This window comes from Bordetella holmesii (assembly GCF_020735985.1).
Taxonomy (GTDB): domain Bacteria; phylum Pseudomonadota; class Gammaproteobacteria; order Burkholderiales; family Burkholderiaceae_B; genus Bordetella; species Bordetella holmesii.
The window spans coordinates 278,193-296,633 of sequence record NZ_CP085973.1; the positions used below are offsets into that span (position 1 = coordinate 278,193).

General features: G+C 65.2%; 15 protein-coding genes and 1 pseudogene. 7 read left to right on the forward strand and 9 right to left on the reverse strand.

Features of this window, described 5'->3' with window-relative positions; genetic code table 11:
• The first annotated feature begins 93 nt into the window (after window positions 1-93).
• Window positions 94-402, forward strand: coding sequence for a putative signal transducing protein (locus LK440_RS01310; RefSeq protein ID WP_005016167.1), 309 nt, complete (start codon window positions 94-96; stop codon window positions 400-402).
• Between the two features lie 46 nt (window positions 403-448).
• On the opposite strand, the gene LK440_RS01315 is transcribed toward LK440_RS01310, so the two are convergent.
• The gene (locus LK440_RS01315) at window positions 449-1,690 is read right to left on the reverse strand and encodes an MFS transporter (RefSeq protein WP_005016164.1); all 1,242 of its coding nucleotides are present in this window, start codon (window positions 1,688-1,690) and stop codon (window positions 449-451) included.
• Between the two features lie 118 nt (window positions 1,691-1,808).
• Complete coding sequence (locus LK440_RS01320; protein ID WP_005016161.1) at window positions 1,809-3,197, reverse strand: GntP family permease; 1,389 nt, start codon at window positions 3,195-3,197, stop codon at window positions 1,809-1,811.
• Between the two features lie 300 nt (window positions 3,198-3,497).
• On the opposite strand from LK440_RS01320, the gene LK440_RS01325 reads away from it, so the two are divergent.
• Window positions 3,498-4,109, forward strand: a complete 612-nt coding sequence (locus tag LK440_RS01325; RefSeq protein WP_005016158.1) for a glutathione S-transferase family protein — start codon at window positions 3,498-3,500, stop codon at window positions 4,107-4,109.
• Here LK440_RS01325 and LK440_RS01330 read toward each other — a convergent pair.
• Together LK440_RS01330 and LK440_RS01335 are read right to left on the reverse strand one after the other, a co-directional pair.
• Window positions 4,094-5,157, reverse strand: a pseudogene (locus tag LK440_RS01330) (NAD(P)H-dependent flavin oxidoreductase). The gene LK440_RS01325 and the pseudogene LK440_RS01330 overlap by 16 nt on opposite strands.
• Window positions 5,158-5,175: 18 nt before the next feature.
• Entirely contained in the window at window positions 5,176-6,021 is an 846-nt protein-coding gene (locus LK440_RS01335; RefSeq protein ID WP_005016154.1) for a LysR family transcriptional regulator, read from the reverse strand.
• 132 nt (window positions 6,022-6,153) lie between these two features.
• Between LK440_RS01335 and LK440_RS01340 the strand changes: the two genes are divergently transcribed.
• Window positions 6,154-7,110 carry an adenosine deaminase gene (locus tag LK440_RS01340; RefSeq protein WP_005016151.1) on the forward strand — a complete coding sequence of 319 codons (957 nt, stop codon included), beginning with the start codon at window positions 6,154-6,156 and terminating at the stop codon, window positions 7,108-7,110.
• A 19-nt stretch (window positions 7,111-7,129) separates the two neighbouring features.
• On the opposite strand, the gene LK440_RS01345 is transcribed toward LK440_RS01340, so the two are convergent.
• Both LK440_RS01345 and LK440_RS01350 read right to left on the reverse strand, forming a co-directional pair.
• A complete protein-coding gene (locus LK440_RS01345; RefSeq protein ID WP_005016148.1) occupies window positions 7,130-7,615 on the reverse strand; it encodes a cupin domain-containing protein in 486 nt (161 codons plus the stop codon).
• A 24-nt stretch (window positions 7,616-7,639) separates the two neighbouring features.
• Entirely contained in the window at window positions 7,640-8,527 is an 888-nt protein-coding gene (locus LK440_RS01350) for a LysR family transcriptional regulator (protein ID WP_005016145.1), read from the reverse strand.
• Between the two features lie 121 nt (window positions 8,528-8,648).
• Here LK440_RS01350 and LK440_RS01355 point away from each other — a divergent pair, with 121 nt between their 5' ends.
• From LK440_RS01355 to LK440_RS01370, 4 genes are all read left to right on the forward strand, one after another.
• Window positions 8,649-9,500: an isocitrate lyase/PEP mutase family protein gene (locus LK440_RS01355; RefSeq protein ID WP_005016141.1), complete on the forward strand. Its 852-nt coding sequence runs from the start codon at window positions 8,649-8,651 to the stop codon at window positions 9,498-9,500.
• A gap of 36 nt (window positions 9,501-9,536) precedes the next feature.
• On the forward strand, window positions 9,537-10,502 hold the full coding sequence (locus tag LK440_RS01360) for a Bug family tripartite tricarboxylate transporter substrate binding protein (protein ID WP_005016137.1): 966 nt from the start codon (window positions 9,537-9,539) through the stop codon (window positions 10,500-10,502).
• A 109-nt stretch (window positions 10,503-10,611) separates the two neighbouring features.
• Window positions 10,612-12,114: an ABC transporter substrate-binding protein gene (locus LK440_RS01365; protein WP_005016133.1), complete on the forward strand. Its 1,503-nt coding sequence runs from the start codon at window positions 10,612-10,614 to the stop codon at window positions 12,112-12,114.
• Between the two features lie 14 nt (window positions 12,115-12,128).
• Window positions 12,129-13,925, forward strand: coding sequence for a gamma-glutamyltransferase family protein (locus tag LK440_RS01370; protein WP_025341240.1), 1,797 nt, complete (start codon window positions 12,129-12,131; stop codon window positions 13,923-13,925).
• 194 nt (window positions 13,926-14,119) lie between these two features.
• Here the strand turns inward: LK440_RS01370 and LK440_RS01375 are convergent, their stop codons facing one another.
• The 3 genes from LK440_RS01375 to LK440_RS01385 all read right to left on the reverse strand — a co-directional run bounded on the left by LK440_RS01375 (window position 14,120) and on the right by LK440_RS01385 (window position 18,390).
• Complete coding sequence (locus tag LK440_RS01375; RefSeq protein WP_005016130.1) at window positions 14,120-14,680, reverse strand: MarR family winged helix-turn-helix transcriptional regulator; 561 nt, start codon at window positions 14,678-14,680, stop codon at window positions 14,120-14,122.
• 36 nt (window positions 14,681-14,716) lie between these two features.
• Window positions 14,717-16,402, reverse strand: coding sequence for a collagen-like triple helix repeat-containing protein (locus tag LK440_RS01380; RefSeq protein ID WP_005016129.1), 1,686 nt, complete (start codon window positions 16,400-16,402; stop codon window positions 14,717-14,719).
• 287 nt (window positions 16,403-16,689) lie between these two features.
• Window positions 16,690-18,390 carry a ShlB/FhaC/HecB family hemolysin secretion/activation protein gene (locus LK440_RS01385; protein WP_005016126.1) on the reverse strand — a complete coding sequence of 567 codons (1,701 nt, stop codon included), beginning with the start codon at window positions 18,388-18,390 and terminating at the stop codon, window positions 16,690-16,692.
• Between the last annotated feature and the right edge of the window lie 51 nt (window positions 18,391-18,441).

The following is an 18,441-nucleotide window of genomic DNA, read 5'->3' on the forward strand; positions in this document are numbered from 1 at the left end:
TCCGGATCGATGCGCGGACAGAATAGGCTAACCGATACCGCCGGCAGACGGCGGCCTTAACATTGGCTTTTCTTTTGCGCAGAGGCATCGAGCATGCACCGGCTTGTACGCGCTCCCAGTCTGTTGATGGCCCAGCATTGGCTGAATCTGTTGCGGCAGGCCCGCGTGGCCGCTGACGTGCACAATCAGCATCTGCAAGGTGCATTGGGCGAAATCCCGGCCGACCAGTGCGGCCCTGAAATCTGGATCGAACGCGAGGCCGACCGCGATCTGGCCTTGCGGCTCATCGGTCTGGCGCCCGGGGGAGACGGGCCTGCCTTGCCCTGGCGGTGTCCGGCGTGCGGCGAGCGGCTCGAGCCGCAGTTCAGCGCTTGCTGGCATTGCGGCACGGACCGCTCCTGACAGGCGGGCATGCGCCGAGCCTGGCACTCGGCCAGGCCGGCAGCGGTCAGGCCGGCGCGTTAAGCGACGTGAGTTTGCGCAGCTCGGGGAATTTCCACATCCAGATGCCCGCCACGGCGATGGTCCCCACTCCACCGAGCACGACCGCGGCAACGGTGCCGAACATGGCCGCGGTGACACCCGACTCGAACTCGCCCAATTGGTTGGAGGTGCCAATGAACAGCGTGTTGACCGCGCTTACTCGGCCCAGCATCTCATCCGGCGTGTTGAGCTGCACCAGGGACGAGCGCACGACCACGCTGATCGAATCGGCCGCGCCCAGCACCACGAGCGCGCCCAGCGACAGGGGAATGGCGGTCGACAGACCAAAGACGATGGTGGCCAGGCCAAAGAGAAACAGAGCACCGAAAAGCAGCCGGCCCACATGGCGCTCCATGGTCATGCGGGCCAGCATGAGCGACATCAGCGCAGCACCCACGGCGGGCGCGGCGCGCAGTGCACCCAATGCCCAGGGGCCGGCATGCAGGATATCCTTGGCAAAGACGGGCAGCAGGGCGGTTGCGCCGCCCAGGAGCACGGCAAACAGATCCAGCGACAGTGTGCCCAGCAGCAGGCGCCGGCTGGCAATGAAGCGGATGCCGGCGAACAGCGTGTGCCAGGTCGTCGGCGCCCGGTGCGGGGGCGCGCGCTCCGTGCGCACCCGCAGAATGGACACCAGGCCGAATACATACATCAGCGATGCAATGCCATAAATCCAACCGGCTCCGATGCCGTAGCCGATGCCGCCCAGCGCCGGGCCGGCAATCTGGGCGATCTGGTTCGACGAGGCCGACAGGGCTGTGGCGCGCGGGATCCACGCGCGGGGCACGATGGCCGGGATAAGCGTGGGTAGCGTAGGCGCTTCGAAGGCCCGCGCCGAACTGATCACCATCACTGTCAGGTAAACGAGGGCTTTGCCGCCGAAGCCCTGTACCGCGGCCACTGCCAGCAGCAGGGTGGCCGCTCCTTCCAATGCCATGCAGACGGCCACGATGCGGCGGCGGTCATAACGATCGGCGACGTGGCCCACGACCAATGTCAGGCACATCATCGGCAGAAACTGCGCCAGGCCGATCAGCCCCAGATCGAGTGCATTGCCGGTCAGGGCAAAGATCTGCCAGCCCACCGCGACCGACACGATCTGGTAAGCCAGCGAGGAGCAGAAGCGGGCGGCGAGAAAACGTCTGAAAGCAGGTCGCGACAACGGCGTGTCGGCAGGGGGCGAGTCAGCGGAGCTGGCCGGGGACATGGGACGGTCCGGAAGAGAGTGGCCAGGCCACCGAAGGCGCTGATTGTACGGACAACCGCTGACGGCGGCCTGGATCCGCCCGTGCTGGTCCCGGTGGGCCAGCGGGGCGGGCAGAGGCTCAGAAGGAGCCGAACATCGTTCCCAGGGCGATGACGGTGATCAGCGCGATGACGGGCATGAGAATGGTCACGGCGGCGATGTCGCCATAGGATTTGCGGTGAGTCAGGCGGCAGATGGACAGCAGCGTGATGATGGCGCCGGAGTGCGGCAGGGTGTCCATGCTGCCCGAGGCCAGCACCGCCACCCGATGCAGCAGTTCAGGGCTGATACCGGTTTTTTCGGCCATGGCGAGATAGTCGCTGCCCAGCGTGGCCAGCGCGATGCTCATGCCGCCCGACGACGAGCCGGTGATGCCGGCCAGCGTACCCATGGCGATGGCTTCCGAGATCAGCGGGTTGTCGGGCGCGACATCGAGCACGGCGTCGCGGATGATGGCAAAGCCGGCCAGGCTGGCGATCACGGCGCCATAGCCGACCTCGGAGGCGGTATTGAACAGCGGCAGCATGAAGCCGAAGACGCCCTTGTTGACCGTGTCGCGCAGATCGGCCCAGTGCTTCAGGCGTATCACGATCAGCATGATGCAGGCCGACGCCAGGGCAATGATGAGCGACCACAGACCGCTGACGCGCTTGGGGTCGATATCGGCATAGCGCTCGCCCATGGCGCTGAAATCCATGTGCGGAAAAATCCCATAGGTAAAGAGGGCGTTGACGCCGACGACCATCAGCAGGGGCAGCACCGCCAGCGCCAGCGGCATGCCGGGGTGGTCGCCGTGGTCGGGCGCCTGGATGGCATCCTCCGCTTCGCCATAGCCCTCGCCTGCGAGCAGGGCGCGACGGGCACGGGCAAGCAGCCAGGCCATGCCCAGCCCCAGCATGATGACCGCAGCGATGATGCCCAGCCCGGGCGCGGCAAACACATTGGTGCCGAAATAAGGAATGGGGATGGCGTTCTGGATCGACGGCGTGCCGGGCAGCGCGGTCATGGTGAGGGTAAACGACCCCAGCGCGATCGAGGCCGGTATCAGTCGCTTGGGGAGGGTGGCGTGGCGAAAGAGCGCTGTGGCAATGGGATAGACGGCGAACGCCACGACAAACAGGGAGACCCCGCCATACGTCAGCGCCGCGCAGGCCAGCACCACCGTCAGGATGGCGTGACGCGAGCCCAGCTTGTCGGTGATCCAGCGTGCCAGGGCGTAGGCCGCGCCAGAGTCGGCCATCAACTGGCCGAACAGCGCACCCAGCAGAAAGATGGGTAGAAACGAGATGACGTAGCCACCCAGCGCGGACATGAAAGTCTGCGTATACGCCGGCAGCAGCACGGCCGCGTCGCCCGATAGAATGACCGCCACCGCCGCCATGATGGGGGCGAGGATGAGCACGGTCACGCCCCGGTAGGCAAAGAACATCAACAGCAGCAAGGACACGACAATGGCCAGCGTTCCCATCTATGTTTTCCTAGAGTCAGCAGTAAAGAGTGTGAGGTGGAGGCAGGTACGCCTGGCCCATTGAACAGGTCGTCGGGGTACGGGCGGGCCAAAGGGGGAGATTATCGCGCCCGGCCGAGGTAAGCGGTGTGACAGGTCTAGCGAGCCTCGGACGCAGGGTGATCTTGCCGGGGCCATGGTAACCGCAGCCATCATCCCTGTCCGTGCGCGGCTGTCACGCCCGATTGCCGGGCAACTGTATCTGTCGCGCGCGGCACCGCGAGTTCACAATACGATAGTTCCCCATCGTACAGGCCAGGCATGCGTATCCTCGGTAAGGCGTCCTCGATCAATGTCCGCAAAGTCCTCTGGACGTGCGACGAACTGCGCTTGTGGCCTTGTCGCGAGGAGTGGGGAGCAGGCAAACGCGAACTCGATGAGCCGGGCTTTCTGGCGCTCAATCCCAATGCGCAGATTCCGGTCCTGGTCGACGGAGATTTCGTGCTCTGGGAGTCCAATAGCATCCTGCGCTACCTGGCCAACCAGAATGGGGCGGACTGGCTTTACCCGGCCGCGCCGCGCCCGCGGGCGCGGGTGGACCAATGGATGGATTGGCAGGCCAGCGACCTCAATTCGTCCTGGCGCTATGCCTTTATGGCGTTGCGGCGGCAGGCGCCTGCGTTTCAGGACGCCGCGCAGATCCAGGCGTCGTGCCTGGCATGGACACGGGCCATGGGCGTGCTCGAGGCGCGCTTGCATGACACCGGCGCCTATGTAGCGGGTCCGGCGTTCAGCTTGGCCGATATTGTCATCGGCTTGTCGGTGCAGCGCTGGCAGGCAACGCCTTGGGACAAGCCTGCACTGCCGGCTGTCGCCGCTTATTGTGCGCGGCTGGCTGTCAGGCCGGGTTTTAGCGCTTACGCCGAGCCCTGATCCCGCCATTCCTGCGCCAGCGCAGCCACCAATTGCGCGGCGGGCAGGCCCCGCGACAAGGCGGCGGCCTGGCCGGCCCATTGGGCGGCGTACCCGTGTTCGCCTCGCGCCTTGGCAGCGGCGTTGAGCGCTTTGCCGGCGTCGTACGTCATGGGGTAGCCGGGCGCCGGTGGCGTGCCGGCCTGCTCGCCGAAGGCCGTGAAACGATTGACGACGCTGCGCGCCAGGCGCCCGGAGATCGCCCGGGTGAACGTGGTGGCTACGTGATCGTGGCCCAGCAGGGCCGCGCGATAGGCCGCGTCCGCGGCGGATTCCGGGCAGGTGATGAAGGCGGTGCCCAATTGCGCGGCCTGCGCGCCCAAGGCCAGGCCGCGGCAATGCCCGCCCCATCCATGATGCCGCCGGCGGCGATGACAGGCCGCTGCAGGCGCGAGGACAGCAGTCGAGTCAGGGCCAGCGTGCCCAGGCGCTCGTCACGTGCCGTGTCATCGAACGTGCCTCGGTGGCCGCCCGCCTCGATGCCTTGCGCCACGATGGCGTCGACGCCCGCCTCGGCGACACGGCGGGCCTCGTCGGGCTGGGTGGCCGTGGCCATCAGGTAAATGCCCGCCGCCTGCAAGGCCTGGAGTTTCTTGCGGTCGGGCAGGCCGAAGTGCAGGCTGACGACCGCAGGCCGTGTATCGAGCAGCATCTGCAGCATCTCGTCATCGGTCTGGAAACTGGTATAGATCTCGCGCAGCTCATCGGGCGGCTCGGCGCCGAACGCGGCAAAGTGCGGCGCCAGCGCGCGCAGCCAGGCGGCCTGGCTGACCGGGTCGGCCACCCCGGGACGATGGCAGAAGACGTTGACCGCGAACGGGCGCTGGGTCAGGGCGCGGGTGGCATCGATGGCTTGGCGCGCGGCCTGCGCGTTGCCCGCGCCCAGGCCCAGCGCGCCCAGGGCTCCGGCATTGGAGACCGCCGCCGCCATGGCCGGCGTGCTCACGCCCGCCATGGGCGCCTGGACGATGGGCAAGGACAGGCCCAGACGGGCAGTGAAGTCGTTCATGATCAGGCTCCTTGGTGATCAGTCGCGCAGTGCGGCCAGCAGCGCCTGGTAGTTGGCGCTGGCATGGCCCTGGCGGCGAATGAGAAAGCAATGGGCGGGCCCGATGGCGCGCGTGGGCAAGGCAAAGGCGTGCAGCGCCAGCACCGATTGGGGCAGTACGGCCATGGCCGAGCCTGCCATGACGCAGGCCAGCATGGCGTGATAGGATGCCAGCTCCATTATTTGCAGCCGGCCTGGATCGCTGCCCGCCTCGCGCAACCATTGCTCGGCGCGCTCGCGGTACACGCAGCCGCGCGCGAACGCGGCCAGCGCCTGTGGCTGGCCGCCGCCTGGCGGCAAGACCAGCAACAGGTCCTCGGTAAAGAGATAGTGGCCCTGCAGGCCAACGCCCAGGGCGCCGACATCGTCGCTGCGTTGCGGATAGGGGTGAGCCACGATGGCGCAGTCCAGCGCGTGGCTGGCCACGGCATCGGCCAGCGCGCGCGTCGTGCCGGTGCGCAACTGGAGGTCGATGCCAGGGTGGCGGGCGTGCAGGCGGGCCAGGGGCTGGGGGAGCCGGCTGGCCGCGGTGCTCTCCATCGAGCCCAGGCGCAGGCAGCCGCCGGGCTCGGCCACGCGCACGGCCTGCTCGGCCTCGGCGGCCAGATCCAGCAGGCGGCAGGCGTAGCCCGCCAGAGTCTGGCCTGCATCGGACAGCAGCATGCGTTTGCTGTCGCGGGTAAACAGTGCCGCGCCGAGGCTGTCCTCCAGTTGCTGGATCCGGGTGCTCACGTTCGACGGCACCCGATCGAGGGCCTTGGCCGCTCGGGTGACGCTTTGCTCGCGGGCAACCGACAGAAAAATGCGCAGATCGGAGAGTTCCATTGCAGAGTCCTGAGCGTGGCCTGCGAGCATAGCGCAATATTCTTTTTAAAAGAAATAATTAAAAAAATTATTCATATAAAAAGAACAAAATGGTGAGGGCGCTATCATCTTCCGTCTATTTGAGGAGTCGTCATGCGGGATTGGTTGATCCGTCTGCCCAAGGCCGAGTTGCATATTCACCTGGAGGGCGCGCTGGAGCCCGAGCTGCTTTTTGCGCTGGCGCAGCGCAACGGCATACGCTTGCCATGGGCCGATATCGAGTCCTTGCGCCAGGCCTATCACTATCAGAATTTGCAGGAATTTCTGGACCTGTACTACCTCGGGGCTCAGGTGCTGCAAACCGAGCAGGACTTCTATGACCTGACCTGGGCGTATCTGAACAAATGCGCCGAGCAGGGCGTCACCCATACCGAGCCTTTTTTTGACCCCCAGACGCACACCGATCGCGGCGTACCGTTCGAGACGGTGCTGTCGGGTATACAGGGCGCCTTGGCTGACGGGCGCCGGCAGTTGGGTATATCGAGCGGCCTGATCCTGAGTTTTCTGCGCCATTTGCCCGAGGCTGCGGCCATGGCCACGCTCGAGCAGGCGCTGCCTTATCGCGATGCCTTCATCGCGGTGGGTTTGGACAGCAGCGAGGCAGGATTTCCACCGCGACTGTTCGAGCGCGTGTTCGCCCGCGCCCGGGCCGAGGGGCTACCCGCCGTGGCGCATGCCGGAGAGGAAGGCCCACCGGCCTACATCTGGGAGGCGCTGGATCTACTGAAGGTCAAGCGCATCGACCATGGCGTGCGCGCTTGGGAGGATGCACGGCTGATCGAGCATCTGGTCGATATCCAGATGCCGCTGACGGTGTGCCCGCTGTCGAATGTGCGGCTTAACGTGTTCTCGCATATGGGTGAGCACACGGTGTTGGACATGCTGGACCGCGGCCTGAATGTCAGCATCAATTCGGACGACCCCGCCTATTTTGGCGGCTATGTGCTGGAGAATTTCCTGGCGCTGCAGCAACACTTGCCGCTCACACCCGAGCAGGCTCGCCAACTGGCCGACAACAGTCTGGCTGCGGCGCTTGCCCCGCGCGCCTGAGCACGGGCTTGCAAGCACCCTAGGTTTTTGCCCCAAGCCTCCGGATAAGCGCCTCGTGCGAGGAGTAGGCGCGTAAAAGCGCGGCCGTATCGGCCAGCTCGAATTCGCTGAACTCGAACCCCGGCGCGACCGTGCAGCCGACCAGCGCAAACCCGCCGGGGTCGGCCAGTTCGGCGGCAAACCAGTTGCCCGCCGCGACGGTCACCTGAAATTCCGTGTCGGTCAACGAGGCGCCCAGCCGGTGCGTACGCAGCCCGCCGTGAGCCTGCAACTCATGAACACGCAGTTCGGTGCCGGTGTAAAAATGCCAGGTTTCATCCGACTGGATACGGTGCCAGGCCGAATAGGCCCCATCGCATAGCAGGTAGTAAATCGCCGTCGCGGCGCGGCGGCTGGCGCCGTCGTCGCGGCGTACGGTTTGCGCGGCGCGATAGGTTTCGCGGTAATAGCCGCCCTCGGGGTGGGGGATGAGCTTGAGGCGGCGCACGAGGTCTTGCGCATTCATACCGGTAATCCGCCAGTCAAAACGCTATTTTGCCGGGATATCGAGCAGGCGCAAGAGGTTGTTGACGACTGCCGCGCGCTCGCCGCGGCGCACGGCCAGCCCGAGCACGGCGCGCGGCCAGTCAAGCTCCAGGGGCAGATAATGAATGCCGCGCGCGCGCATGTGCCGCATGGACGCCGGTACGATGACCACGCCGAGACCGGCGGCCACCAGGTTCACGGCCGACGACAGTTGCGGGGCGCGCTGACGAATGGCCGGGTTGAATCCCTGACGGCGGCAGGCGGCGATGATGTCGGCCGACAGCCCATAACCCGATTTGCGCGAGTAATCGATGAACCGATCGTCACGCAGGTCCGCCAACGCGATGCGAGTGCGCCCGGCCAGGGCATGGCCGCTGGGCAGGGCGGCAATCAGGCTTTCTTCCTCGAGCGGCAGATAATCGATCGCCCCGGACAGGGCAAACGGCGGGCGCACGAAAGCCGCATTCAGATCACCGGCCGCCAGGCTCTGCACCAGGCTCTCGCTCTGGCTTTCTTCCAGGCGCAGCTCCACATCGGGATGCGCCTGCTGATAGGCGCCGATGGCGCCTGTGACGGTGTCGTTGAACGACGCCGATTCGGTAAACCCCAGTCGCAGCACGCCGACTTCGCCGCGGGCGGCACGGCGGGCAATGTCGCCGGCCTCGGCCACGCGCGCCAGGATGTGCTGGGCGCAAGGCAGAAATGCGCGTCCGGCTTCACTCAACACCACGCCGCGGCCCACGCGGTCAAACAACGGGGTGCCGATTTCGCGCTCAAGTTCGCGGATCTGCTGGCTCAGCGGGGGTTGCGCCATGCCCAGCAGCTCCGCGGCCCGGGTGAAATGCTGCGTCTGGGCCGTGACCACGAAGTAGCGCAAATGCCTGAGTTCCATCGCCCAAAATCCATACGTTAAAGGTACTGGTAAGTCATTTTTAATATATTAGACATTTGGATTGAATCTGACCATCATGGCGACCCCAGGGGCCGCGGCCCCCTTTGCGAGGAGTTTGCTCATGAAACCCACCCAAAAACTGCGTCTGGCGCTGTCCGCCGGCCGGACCCTGGTGGCGCCTGGCGCGTACGACGGCATGTCGGCCCGCCTGGTTGCCGATGCGGGCTTTGACGCCGTCTACGCCAGCGGCGGCGCGATCGCGCGCGCTGCCGGCTACCCCGATCTGGGTATTCTGAGCTTTGCCGAGGTGCTCGACCGCATCGAGAAAATCGTCGAAGCCAGCGGGTTGCCCGTTGTGGCCGATGCCGATACCGGCTTTGGCGGATCGGCCAATGTCGAACGCACCGTGCGTGCGTTCGAACGGGCAGGCGTGGCCGGGTTTCATATTGAGGATCAGTCCTTTCCCAAGCGTTGCGGCCACCTCGATGACAAGAGTCTGGTCGACGCCGATGAGATGTGCCTGAAGATCCGCATCGCGCGCCAGACGCTCAGCGATCCGGATTGCCTGGTGATCGCCCGTACCGATGCGATCGCGGTCGAAGGGTTCGAGGCGGCCTTGGCGCGCGCCGAGCGCTACGTGCAGGCCGGCGCCGACATGATCTTCGTCGAGGCGCCCGAAACCCTGGAGCAGATTCGCGAGATCGCCCGGCGCCTGCCCGGCCCCAAGCTCATCAATATGTTTTACGGTGGCAAGACCCCGCTGGTGCCGGTCGAAGACCTGTCGGCCATGGGGTATCAACTGGCCATCATTCCCTCGGATCTGCAGCGCGCGGCCATTCATGCCATGCAGAAGACGCTCGCCCAAATCCGAGCCACAGGCGATGCCAGCGCGTTGGCCCAGGAGCTCACCAGCTTCAAGGAACGCGAAGAAATCGTGCAAACCCGCCGTTACCTGGCGTTGGACGCGCTGTAATTTCGCGCGCCCGAGTTTTTTCTGAGGAGACACCCTATGAAACCTTCGTTCAAGGCAGCCATGGCGCTGACCCTGGCTGGATTGGCCTTCGGCGCTCAGGCCGCCGACTGGCCCGATCACCCGATCACCTTCGTCGCACCGTTTTCGGCCGGCGGCGCCAATGATCTGGTGGCACGCATCGTCGCCAAGGCGGTGGCCACGGAGCTCAAGGCAAACGTCATTGTCGAAAACCGTCCCGGCGCCGGAGGCGTGGTCGGCTCGGCCCATGTGGCACGCAGCGCGCCCGATGGCTACACCTATCTGGTCGGCAGCAACGGCACGGTCACCAACAGCCTGATTCGCTCCGACCAGCCCTACAAGGACGAAGAACTCACTCCGGTCGCCCTGTTGTCGATCACCCCCTCGGTCATTGTCACCAACCCGGACAACCCGGCCAAGGATCTGAAGGAGTTCGTCGCCAACGCCCGCGCCAAGAAGACCGATCGCATCACCTTCTCGACGGCTGGCAACGGCAGCACGCCGCATTTCGTGGCCGTCATGATGAAGCAGGCCACGGGCCTGCCGGTCGAGCCGATCTCGTATAAAAGCGGCTCGGAGGGTGTGACCGCGGTGGTTGGCAAGCAGGTCGACGCGACATCCGAGGCCAGTATCGTGACGCTGCCCCTGGTCAAGTCGGGCAAACTCAAGGCCCTGGCCACCACATTGGACAAGCGCATGGCCAGCGCGCCGGATATCCCCACCACCAAGGAAGCCGGCTTCCCGACGATTCAGATCGGCCATTGGGCTGGCTTGTATGCGCCGACGGGTACGCCGGCCGACGTCATGGACAAGATGAACGCCGCGGTCAACCGCGCCCTGAAAACCCAAGATGTGCAGGACGCGCTCAAGTTGAGCAGCATTGAGCCGGGCGGTGGCAGCCGCGCCGAGTTCACCGACTTTGCGACCAGCGAGCGTGCGCGCCTGACCGACGTGGTCAAGCAAGGCCACATGCGCGGCGACTGAGCGCCGGAAAAACGGTCTGTCGCAGCGAAAAACGCCGGGGTCCGCCCCGGCGTTTTTCGTGTCGGCCACGAGAGTAGAATGGCTCGCATCTTTATGGGGGAAGTCCGTTATGTCCAAACTTCGTATCGCCCTGGCCCTTGCCGGCCTGGTCGCCAGCGCTGCCGTGTCGGCGCAAACCACCTTGCGTATCGGCCTGCAGGATGATCCTGACGTGCTGGATCCGGTCCGCGCGCGCACCTTCGTCGGACGCATTGTGTTCGCCTCGCTGTGCGACCGTCTGGTCGACATCACGCCCGATCTGAAGTTCGTGCCGCAACTGGCCGAGTCCTGGTCCACGTCGGAAGACGGCAAGTCGCTGACCTTCACGCTGCGCAAAGGGGCGGTCTACCATGACGGCGCACCCATCGATGCCGCCTCGGTAAAGGCCAACCTCGATCGCGCCATGACGCTGCCCGACAGCAATCGCAAGAGCGAGTTGTCTTCGGTGGCCAGTGTCGAAGCGCCCGATGCGCAGACCGTCGTGTTGCGCCTGAAAGAACCCGACGCGTCCTTGCTGTCGCAACTGTCGGACCGTGCCGGCATGATGATTTCGCCGGCCACCTTCGACAAGGATCCGGGTAGCAAGCCCGTTTGCTCCGGCCCGTACCGGTTCAAGGAGCGCGTGCAGAACGACCGCATCGTGCTGGAGAAATTCCCGCAGTACTGGGATGCACCCCACTACCATTTCGATCAGGTGGTCTTCACGCCCATTCCTGATTCGACCGTGCGCCTGAACAACCTGCGCGCCGGTGGCCTGGATATTGTCGAGCGCATTGCGCCCTCCGACGCGGATGCGGTCAAAAACGACGCCAAGCTGACGCTGGCGCCGGTCACCGGCCTGGGCTTTCAGTCCATCGCCGTGAACATCGGCAATGGCGCGCGCGCCGACACGCCGCTGTCCAAGGACGCACGCGTGCGTCAGGCCCTGGATCTGGCGATCGATCGCGATGTGATCAACCAGGTCGTGGGCCAGGGCATGTTCCAGCCTGCGCACCAACCTTTCCTTCCCGCCAGCTTCGCCTACGACAAGAGCGTCGAGCACGCAGGGCGCGATCCCAAAAAGGCCAAAGAGTTGCTCAAGGCCGCCGGCCATGACCGTGTGAAGTTCGAGCTCACCTATGGCAACAACACCACCATGCAGCAGGTGATGGAAATCATCCAGGCCATGGGTGCAGAAGCCGGTTTCGACATCACGTTGCGGCCGCTGGAGTTTGCCGCGGTGCAGGCCGCGCTGGCGCGTGGCGACTTCCAGGTCGGACAGACGGGCTGGTCCGGCCGTGTCGACCCGAGCGGCAATATCCACCAGTACGTCAGTTGCAAAGGCAATCTGAACGATGGCCGCTTCTGCAACGCCGATGTGGACAAACTGCTCAACGAGGCGCGCGTGACGTCCGACGAAGGCAAGCGCCGCGCCCTGTACAGCCAGGTGCTGCAGACGATGCAGGCTGAGCGTCCGCAGATCTATCTGTTCTACCTGCCCTGGGTGTTTGGCGCGCAGAAAAAGCTCGAGGGATTCGTTGCCTATCCGGATGGCCTGATCCGCCTCAAAGACGTCAAGGTAGCCAAGAAGTGATCATGGACACGCGCATGTTCACGACCCGCCCCGAGATCCTGGGCAGCTTCGGCGTGGTCACCTCCACGCACTGGCTGGCCAGCGCCAGCGGCATGAGCCTGCTCGAGCGCGGCGGCAATGCGTTCGATGCCGCCGTGGCCGCAGGCTTCGTGCTGCAGGTCGTCGAGCCGCATCTGGTCGGCCCGGCCGGCGAGGTGCCGGTGCTGTTTCACTCGGCGCGTACGGGCAGGACGGAAGTGCTTTGCGGGCAGGGCCCCACCCCGGCTGGCGCCACGCTGGAGCACTATCGCAGCCTGGGGCTGGATCTGATCCCCGGCAACGGCCTGTTGCCGGCAGTCATCCCCGGGGCGTTCGATGCCTGGATGCTGCTGCTGCGTGATCACGGGTCGATGCGCGTGCGCGATGTCCTTGAACCTGCCATCTTCTACGCCGACACGGGTCATGCGCTGATGCCGCGCATCAGCAACACCATCGCCGGCCTGAAGGATTTTTTCCTGCAGCACTGGCCCAGCACGGCCGAGGTGTATCTGCCTGGCGGGCAGGTGCCGCGCGCGGGCAAGCTTTTTCGCAATCCTGCCCTGGCGCGCACGTGGCGCCGCGTGCTGGCGGCCGCGGAGGCCGCCGGCGCGGATCGCGAACGCCAGATCGAGGCGGCGCGCGATGCCTTCTATCGCGGCTTTATTGCCGAAGCGATAGACAGCTTCGTTCGCAACGAGGTCATGGATGAAAGCGGACGCGCGCATTGCGGCGTGTTGCGGGCTTCGGATCTTGCCGGTTGGTCAGCCACCTACGAAGCTGCCGCGACCTACGATTACGGTGACTACACCGTGGCCAAGGCCGGCGCCTGGAGCCAGGGGCCGGTGTTCCTGCAGACCCTGGCGCTGCTCAAGGGAACCGATCTTGCGGCAATGGGACCGAGCAGCGCGGACTTCATCCATCATCTGACGGAGGCGATGAAACTTGCCTTCGCCGATCGCGAAGTCTATTACGGTGACCCGGCATTCACCGATGTGCCGCTCGATACGCTGCTGTCGGACGCCTACAACGACGCACGCCGTGCGTTGATCGGCGGGTCCGCCTCGCAGGAGCTGCGCCCGGGACAGATCCCCGGGTTCGAAGCGCAACTGGCGCGCGTCATGGATACGCTGTCGCGCCTGTCCAAGGTGACGCCGGTGGGGGCGCCGGGCAGCGAACCAACACTTGCCGACATGCGCGCCTCGGTCAAGCGGGGCGATACCACCCATGTGGATGTCATCGACCGTTGGGGCAATATGGTCTCGGCCACGCCCTCGGGTGGCTGGTTCCAGTCGTCGCCGGTCATCCCCGAACTCGGTTTCGGCCTCAATACCCGCGCCCAGATGTTCTGGCTGGAGCCTGGCCTGCCGTGCTCGCTGGCTGCGGGCAAGCGGCCACGCACCACGCTCACACCGACACTGGCTCTGCGTGAAGGCAAGCCGTACATGGTGTTTGGCACGCCCGGTGGCGACCAGCAGGAGCAGTGGCAGTTGCTACTGTTCCTGCGCCACGTCCATCATGGCCTGAACCTGCAGGAGGCCATTGATATGCCGATGTCGCACACCCAGCATTTCCCGACCTCGTTTTACCCGCGCGACCGCAAGCTCGGACATCTGGCCGTCGAGGTCAGCTTCGGCCGTGACGTGATCGAGGACCTGCGCCGCCGCGGGCACGCCATCGAAGAGGCGCCCGCCTGGAGCGTGGGCCGTCTGACGGCGGCCGCACGCGACGCAGACGGGCTGCTGCATGCCGCCGCCACGCCGCGTCTGATGCAGGCCTACGCGATCGGTCGCTGACGCGCGGAGCCGGGGGGAGATCCCTGGTTGCAGGTCGATGGAAAAAAGGGGCGTTTTTCTTCCATATGCCTGCGCCAGGCCGATCCGGCAGTAAGCGGGGCCGCGGCGTCCCGAGACCCGTGGCACGAGCGCCAGGGTGCAATGAAAAAGCCGCCCCGCGGCGGCATGCAGAACGATCGTGGGACGGCTGACGCTTACACTTCCATCAAGTCGCGACCGGTGCGAGTCTGTAACCACACCTGCGTGTCGTGCCGCAGGCTGCGGACATACTGCAGCAGGAAAGCCTGCACGGCGCGCATTTGCTGCGGGTCGAACTGCCGACTTAAAAAGTGCACCTCCTCCAGGACGGCCTGGCGGGCCTGAACGAGTTCCTTGCAGCGCTCCGCCACCGGATGGATGACGATGATCCGACGGTCCAGCGGATGGCGGCCGCGCTGCACGAAGCCCGCCGCTTCGAGCCGATTGATCAGGGCCGTGGCGCCGCCCCAACTGATCCCCAGCAACTGGCCCAGTTGGCCGGTGGGCAGCGACTCCAGCTCCTGCACCAGCTCCAGCGCCTTGATCTCCGTGACGGACAGACCAAGTTTTTCCGCTACCGCGGCCTGGTTGGCGGTGGCGTATACCGCCAGTTGCTGGCTCAGGATGGCGGCAATGTCGGCCGCCGCGCCCGTTTGGGCAGCGGGCGGTTCCCCGAATTTGCTAAGGTCGACCTCGCGGTGACGTTCTTCGGTAACGATACGGTCTGCTTCGAACATGGCGTTGCTCCGGGAGATTGGCTCGGTCCGGTTGAGTTACTTCTTGCTGCCCAGGCCACCCAGCAGTCCGCCGAGCAGTCCGCCGAGCAGTCCGCCGTTGGTCGTTGCGGAGGTTCCGGTGGTGGTGCTGCCGGTGTTCAGGCCGCCCAACAGTCCACCGAGCAGCCCGCCGTTGCCCGCGTTGCCGGCCGAGGAAGTGGCCGAGGCCACGCCGCCGGTGACCGTGGCAACCGTCGTGGTCACCGTGCTCACCACACCGCCGACCAGTCCGCCTGCGGCGCCGCCACCCAGTACACCACCCAGCGCGCCACCGTTGGCCGTGTTGGCGGCACCCGTCACGCCGCCCAGTACACCCCCCAGCAACCCGCCATTGTTGGCGGTGCCGCTTCCCGATGCGCTGGCCGTGAGCCCGCCCAGCAGGCCACCCAGCAGACCGGAGTTGCTGCCGGTGCCGCCCGTCGTGCCGCCGGTGACGCCACTGAGCAGGCCGGTCACCGGCGAGAGCAGGCCACCGTTGGCTGCGCCGCCCGTCACCCCGCCAAGCAGTCCGCCCGTGATGGGTGACAGGAGTCCACCCGTGCCGGCGTTCAGGCCCAGGCCGCCGGTCAAGGAGGCGACGGCGCCAGTGGCATCCTTCAGCACCGTACCCAAGGGGTTGGCGTTGCTGGCGTCAGCCTTGACCAGACCGCCTGCGTGCGCCACGGCGTTGCCTACGCCTTGCAGAACGCCGTCCAGGCCGCCGACGGGCAGGCCACCACCGAGCGACCCGCTGGCGCCAGCGATCGTGCCGCCCACGCTCGACAGCAGGCTGGAGACGGGTGCGCCCAGGGTCGTCGTGGCACCGACAGTCTGCGTCAGGTTGGTGACCGTCGCGCCGACGGGCGCCACGGTGGGGTCGAGCCCTTCACCCACGGCGCTCAGTGCGGTTTGCAGGCCGAGCGGCAGAACATTGTCCGTCGCCTTGCCCGTGTTGTTCAGGGCAGGTTCCAGCAGGGCACCCTGAGACTGTCCCAGCAGGCCGCCGGTCAGTCCGGCGACGGCCTGTGTGACAGGTTGCAGCAGGCCACCGTCGCCGGTCAGCCCGGCGGTGAGTGCGCCAACCGCTCCGGTGGCGTTCTTGGCCACTTTGGTCAGCGGATTCGGATTGTTGGCATCGGCCACCAGAAGTCCGTCCGCGCTGGCCACCGTCTCGCCCAGGCCGCTGACCAGACCACCCAGGCCGCTGCTCAGGCCGCCGGGCAGCCCGCTGCCCGACAGCGTGTCACCCAGATTGCTGACCGTGCCGCCGACCGAGTTAAGTGTCGCTGCCACCGGTTCGCCCAGGCCGGTGGTGCTGCCCAACGTCTGAGTCAGGTTTTCCACGGTGGCCACGACCGGCTGAAGCGTGGGATCCAGCGCCTTGCCGACGCCGCCCAGTGCCGCTGCGGTATTCAGGGGCAGGGCGTTATCCACGGCTCCGCCCGTGCCTCCCAGCGCGGTTTGCAGCAAACCTGCCGTAGTCGTATTGACTGGAGGATTGGAGGGATCTTGTCCACCGTTGTTGCCACCTCCGCCATTATTGGTGCCGCCGCCGGTATCACCGCCCAGGCCGGGGCCGACGCTGGCCGTATGTCCGCCACCGCCGCCGCCGCCGCAAGCGGTCAGGGCCGCCAGTACGACCGCGCTCATCAGGGAAAGTGCAAGCCGGGACGGTGCGCGGCGAGTCTGGGTCTTCTCTTGCATGACGTGCTCCTTTGGAAGGTGATTCAGGCCGTTTGCCGCCCGATGCCTTTCCATACGCAGGATTCATGCCAAGTTTTTGAGGATTATCCCTGATATTGGGTGTTAACGTAGTTGTTGATTTTTAAAACCCATGCATATCAATGGCTTGCATTGATTATTGCAAGTATTGCGGCATAAAAAAACCTGCTTTTTTGCGAAAGCAGGCCTGATGTGAATGTGGTTATTCCTCGATATTCGCCGGGTGTTACGTCGAACGTTACGTCCGACGTAACGTAACGCGGGGCGTGTTACAGCGCATCGTAGAACAGGGAATAATTGGCGTTAAAACGTATGTCGCGGTCCCTGTCGTTCGCCGTTACTGAGCCGACGGGCTTGGCAATATTGAAGTCAAACAGGTAATACTTGTCGTCGGTAACCCGAAAACCCAGGGCCACCGACGACAGATGCTTGGGATTGACCGGCTTCAATGCCGGATTGTTGTACCAACTGCGTGCGTAATCGACCAGGGCATAAGGCTGCAGAGCCTGCAGATACTTATAGCCGATATTGAATCGGCGATTCACCTCCGCCGAAAGTCCCAGCCCCTTGTCACCGCTGATTTCGCCTTGCGGATAACCCATGCCGAAGCGCCAGCTGCCATATGACACCTGTTCCGAGGAGAGCAGAATGTCGCTGCTGTATTGCCCGGCGCCGCTGAGCACCAAACCGAATTGCGCCGGCAGCGTCACTGCCTGCCGCACGCTCAGGTTCCAGAGCGTGAAATCCAGATCCGTCGCCGGCGTGGCCTGATAGCCGTAATTGCTGGTGATCTTGGCCCGGGCGCCCATGCTGTCGACGCCCTTGGACACGCTCACCGTCGCGTCGGTGGAGCGCTCTGGCAAAACATCCAGGTAACGCAGTTCGGCGGTGGCCGCGCGCACGCGCGAGTCTTCCCGCAGCCAGTTGTCGCTGTTGTGCTGGTCATAGCGGTCTTTGGCGTTGGTGGCGTACACGCCCAGCGTCCCCGTCAGGGACCGGCGGTTATTCAACAGAAGCGGGTAGCTCACGCCTACGCCAATGCGGTCCGTCGTCACCTTGCGGCCAAAGCCCAGATACTGGATGGCTTCGTCGCGCGGCTTGGCCTGGTAATGGTAGCCGTCGACCTTGATCGCCCAGCCGTCATTGCCCACGGGTACACGGACATCGGCGGAAAAATACCGCACGTCGTCGGTATTCAGGGGCACGCTGGCCGTCAGGCGCACCTGTTCGCCCAATGGGGTGAGGCTGTTGGCACCCACGTTGACCATGGGTTGCATGCCTGTGCCCATGTCCGCCACGCCGCCGTTGCCGGTGAATTTCTTGCGGGTGGCGTTCACACTTAATTCAGTCGCGCCATTGGCCCGCTTGGGCAATTCCAGCGCGGGCGTGAACGACACGCCAGGCACCGTGCGCATGAGATTGAGCACGCGTTCCAGCGTCGCCTGTTTGAGGGGTCTGTCCTGCAGCAGCGGCTGGGCCAGATCCTGCAGCCTGGCTTGAGCATTACCGAGGTCGCCATCGATGCGCACAGTGTCGATGTAGCCTTCGACGACCGTCACCACCACCAGGCCGTCGGCAAAATCCTGGTTCTGCACGAGAGCGAAAGACAGTGGATAGCCACGTTCCCGATAGAGCGCGGTGATTTTGTCGACTTCGGTCACCAGCTGGGCAACGGTGATGTCCTTGCCCGCCAGCGGGGTGAGAAACGCGGACACCTCCTCAAACGGGAGGGTTTTGACGCCTGAGACGTCGAAATGGCGCGGAACAATATGTTGCGCCAACCTCGCGGCTACCGCCTGTTGCTCGGGCGTGGGTGCCACCGGTGTTTGCGGAGCGGCCGCGGGCGGGCGCTCGATGGTGGGCAGGGCATCCACGGGGTTGCCCCGCAGCGGACCATCGGCCCAGGCATGGGACGTAAACAGTGCCAGGCTGACGGGGATCAGCAAACTGCCGAAGACGGGATGCTTCATCGATGCGGGCTGTTTGAAATAAGGCGCGTGCGCGCGCTGGGGATTATTTTC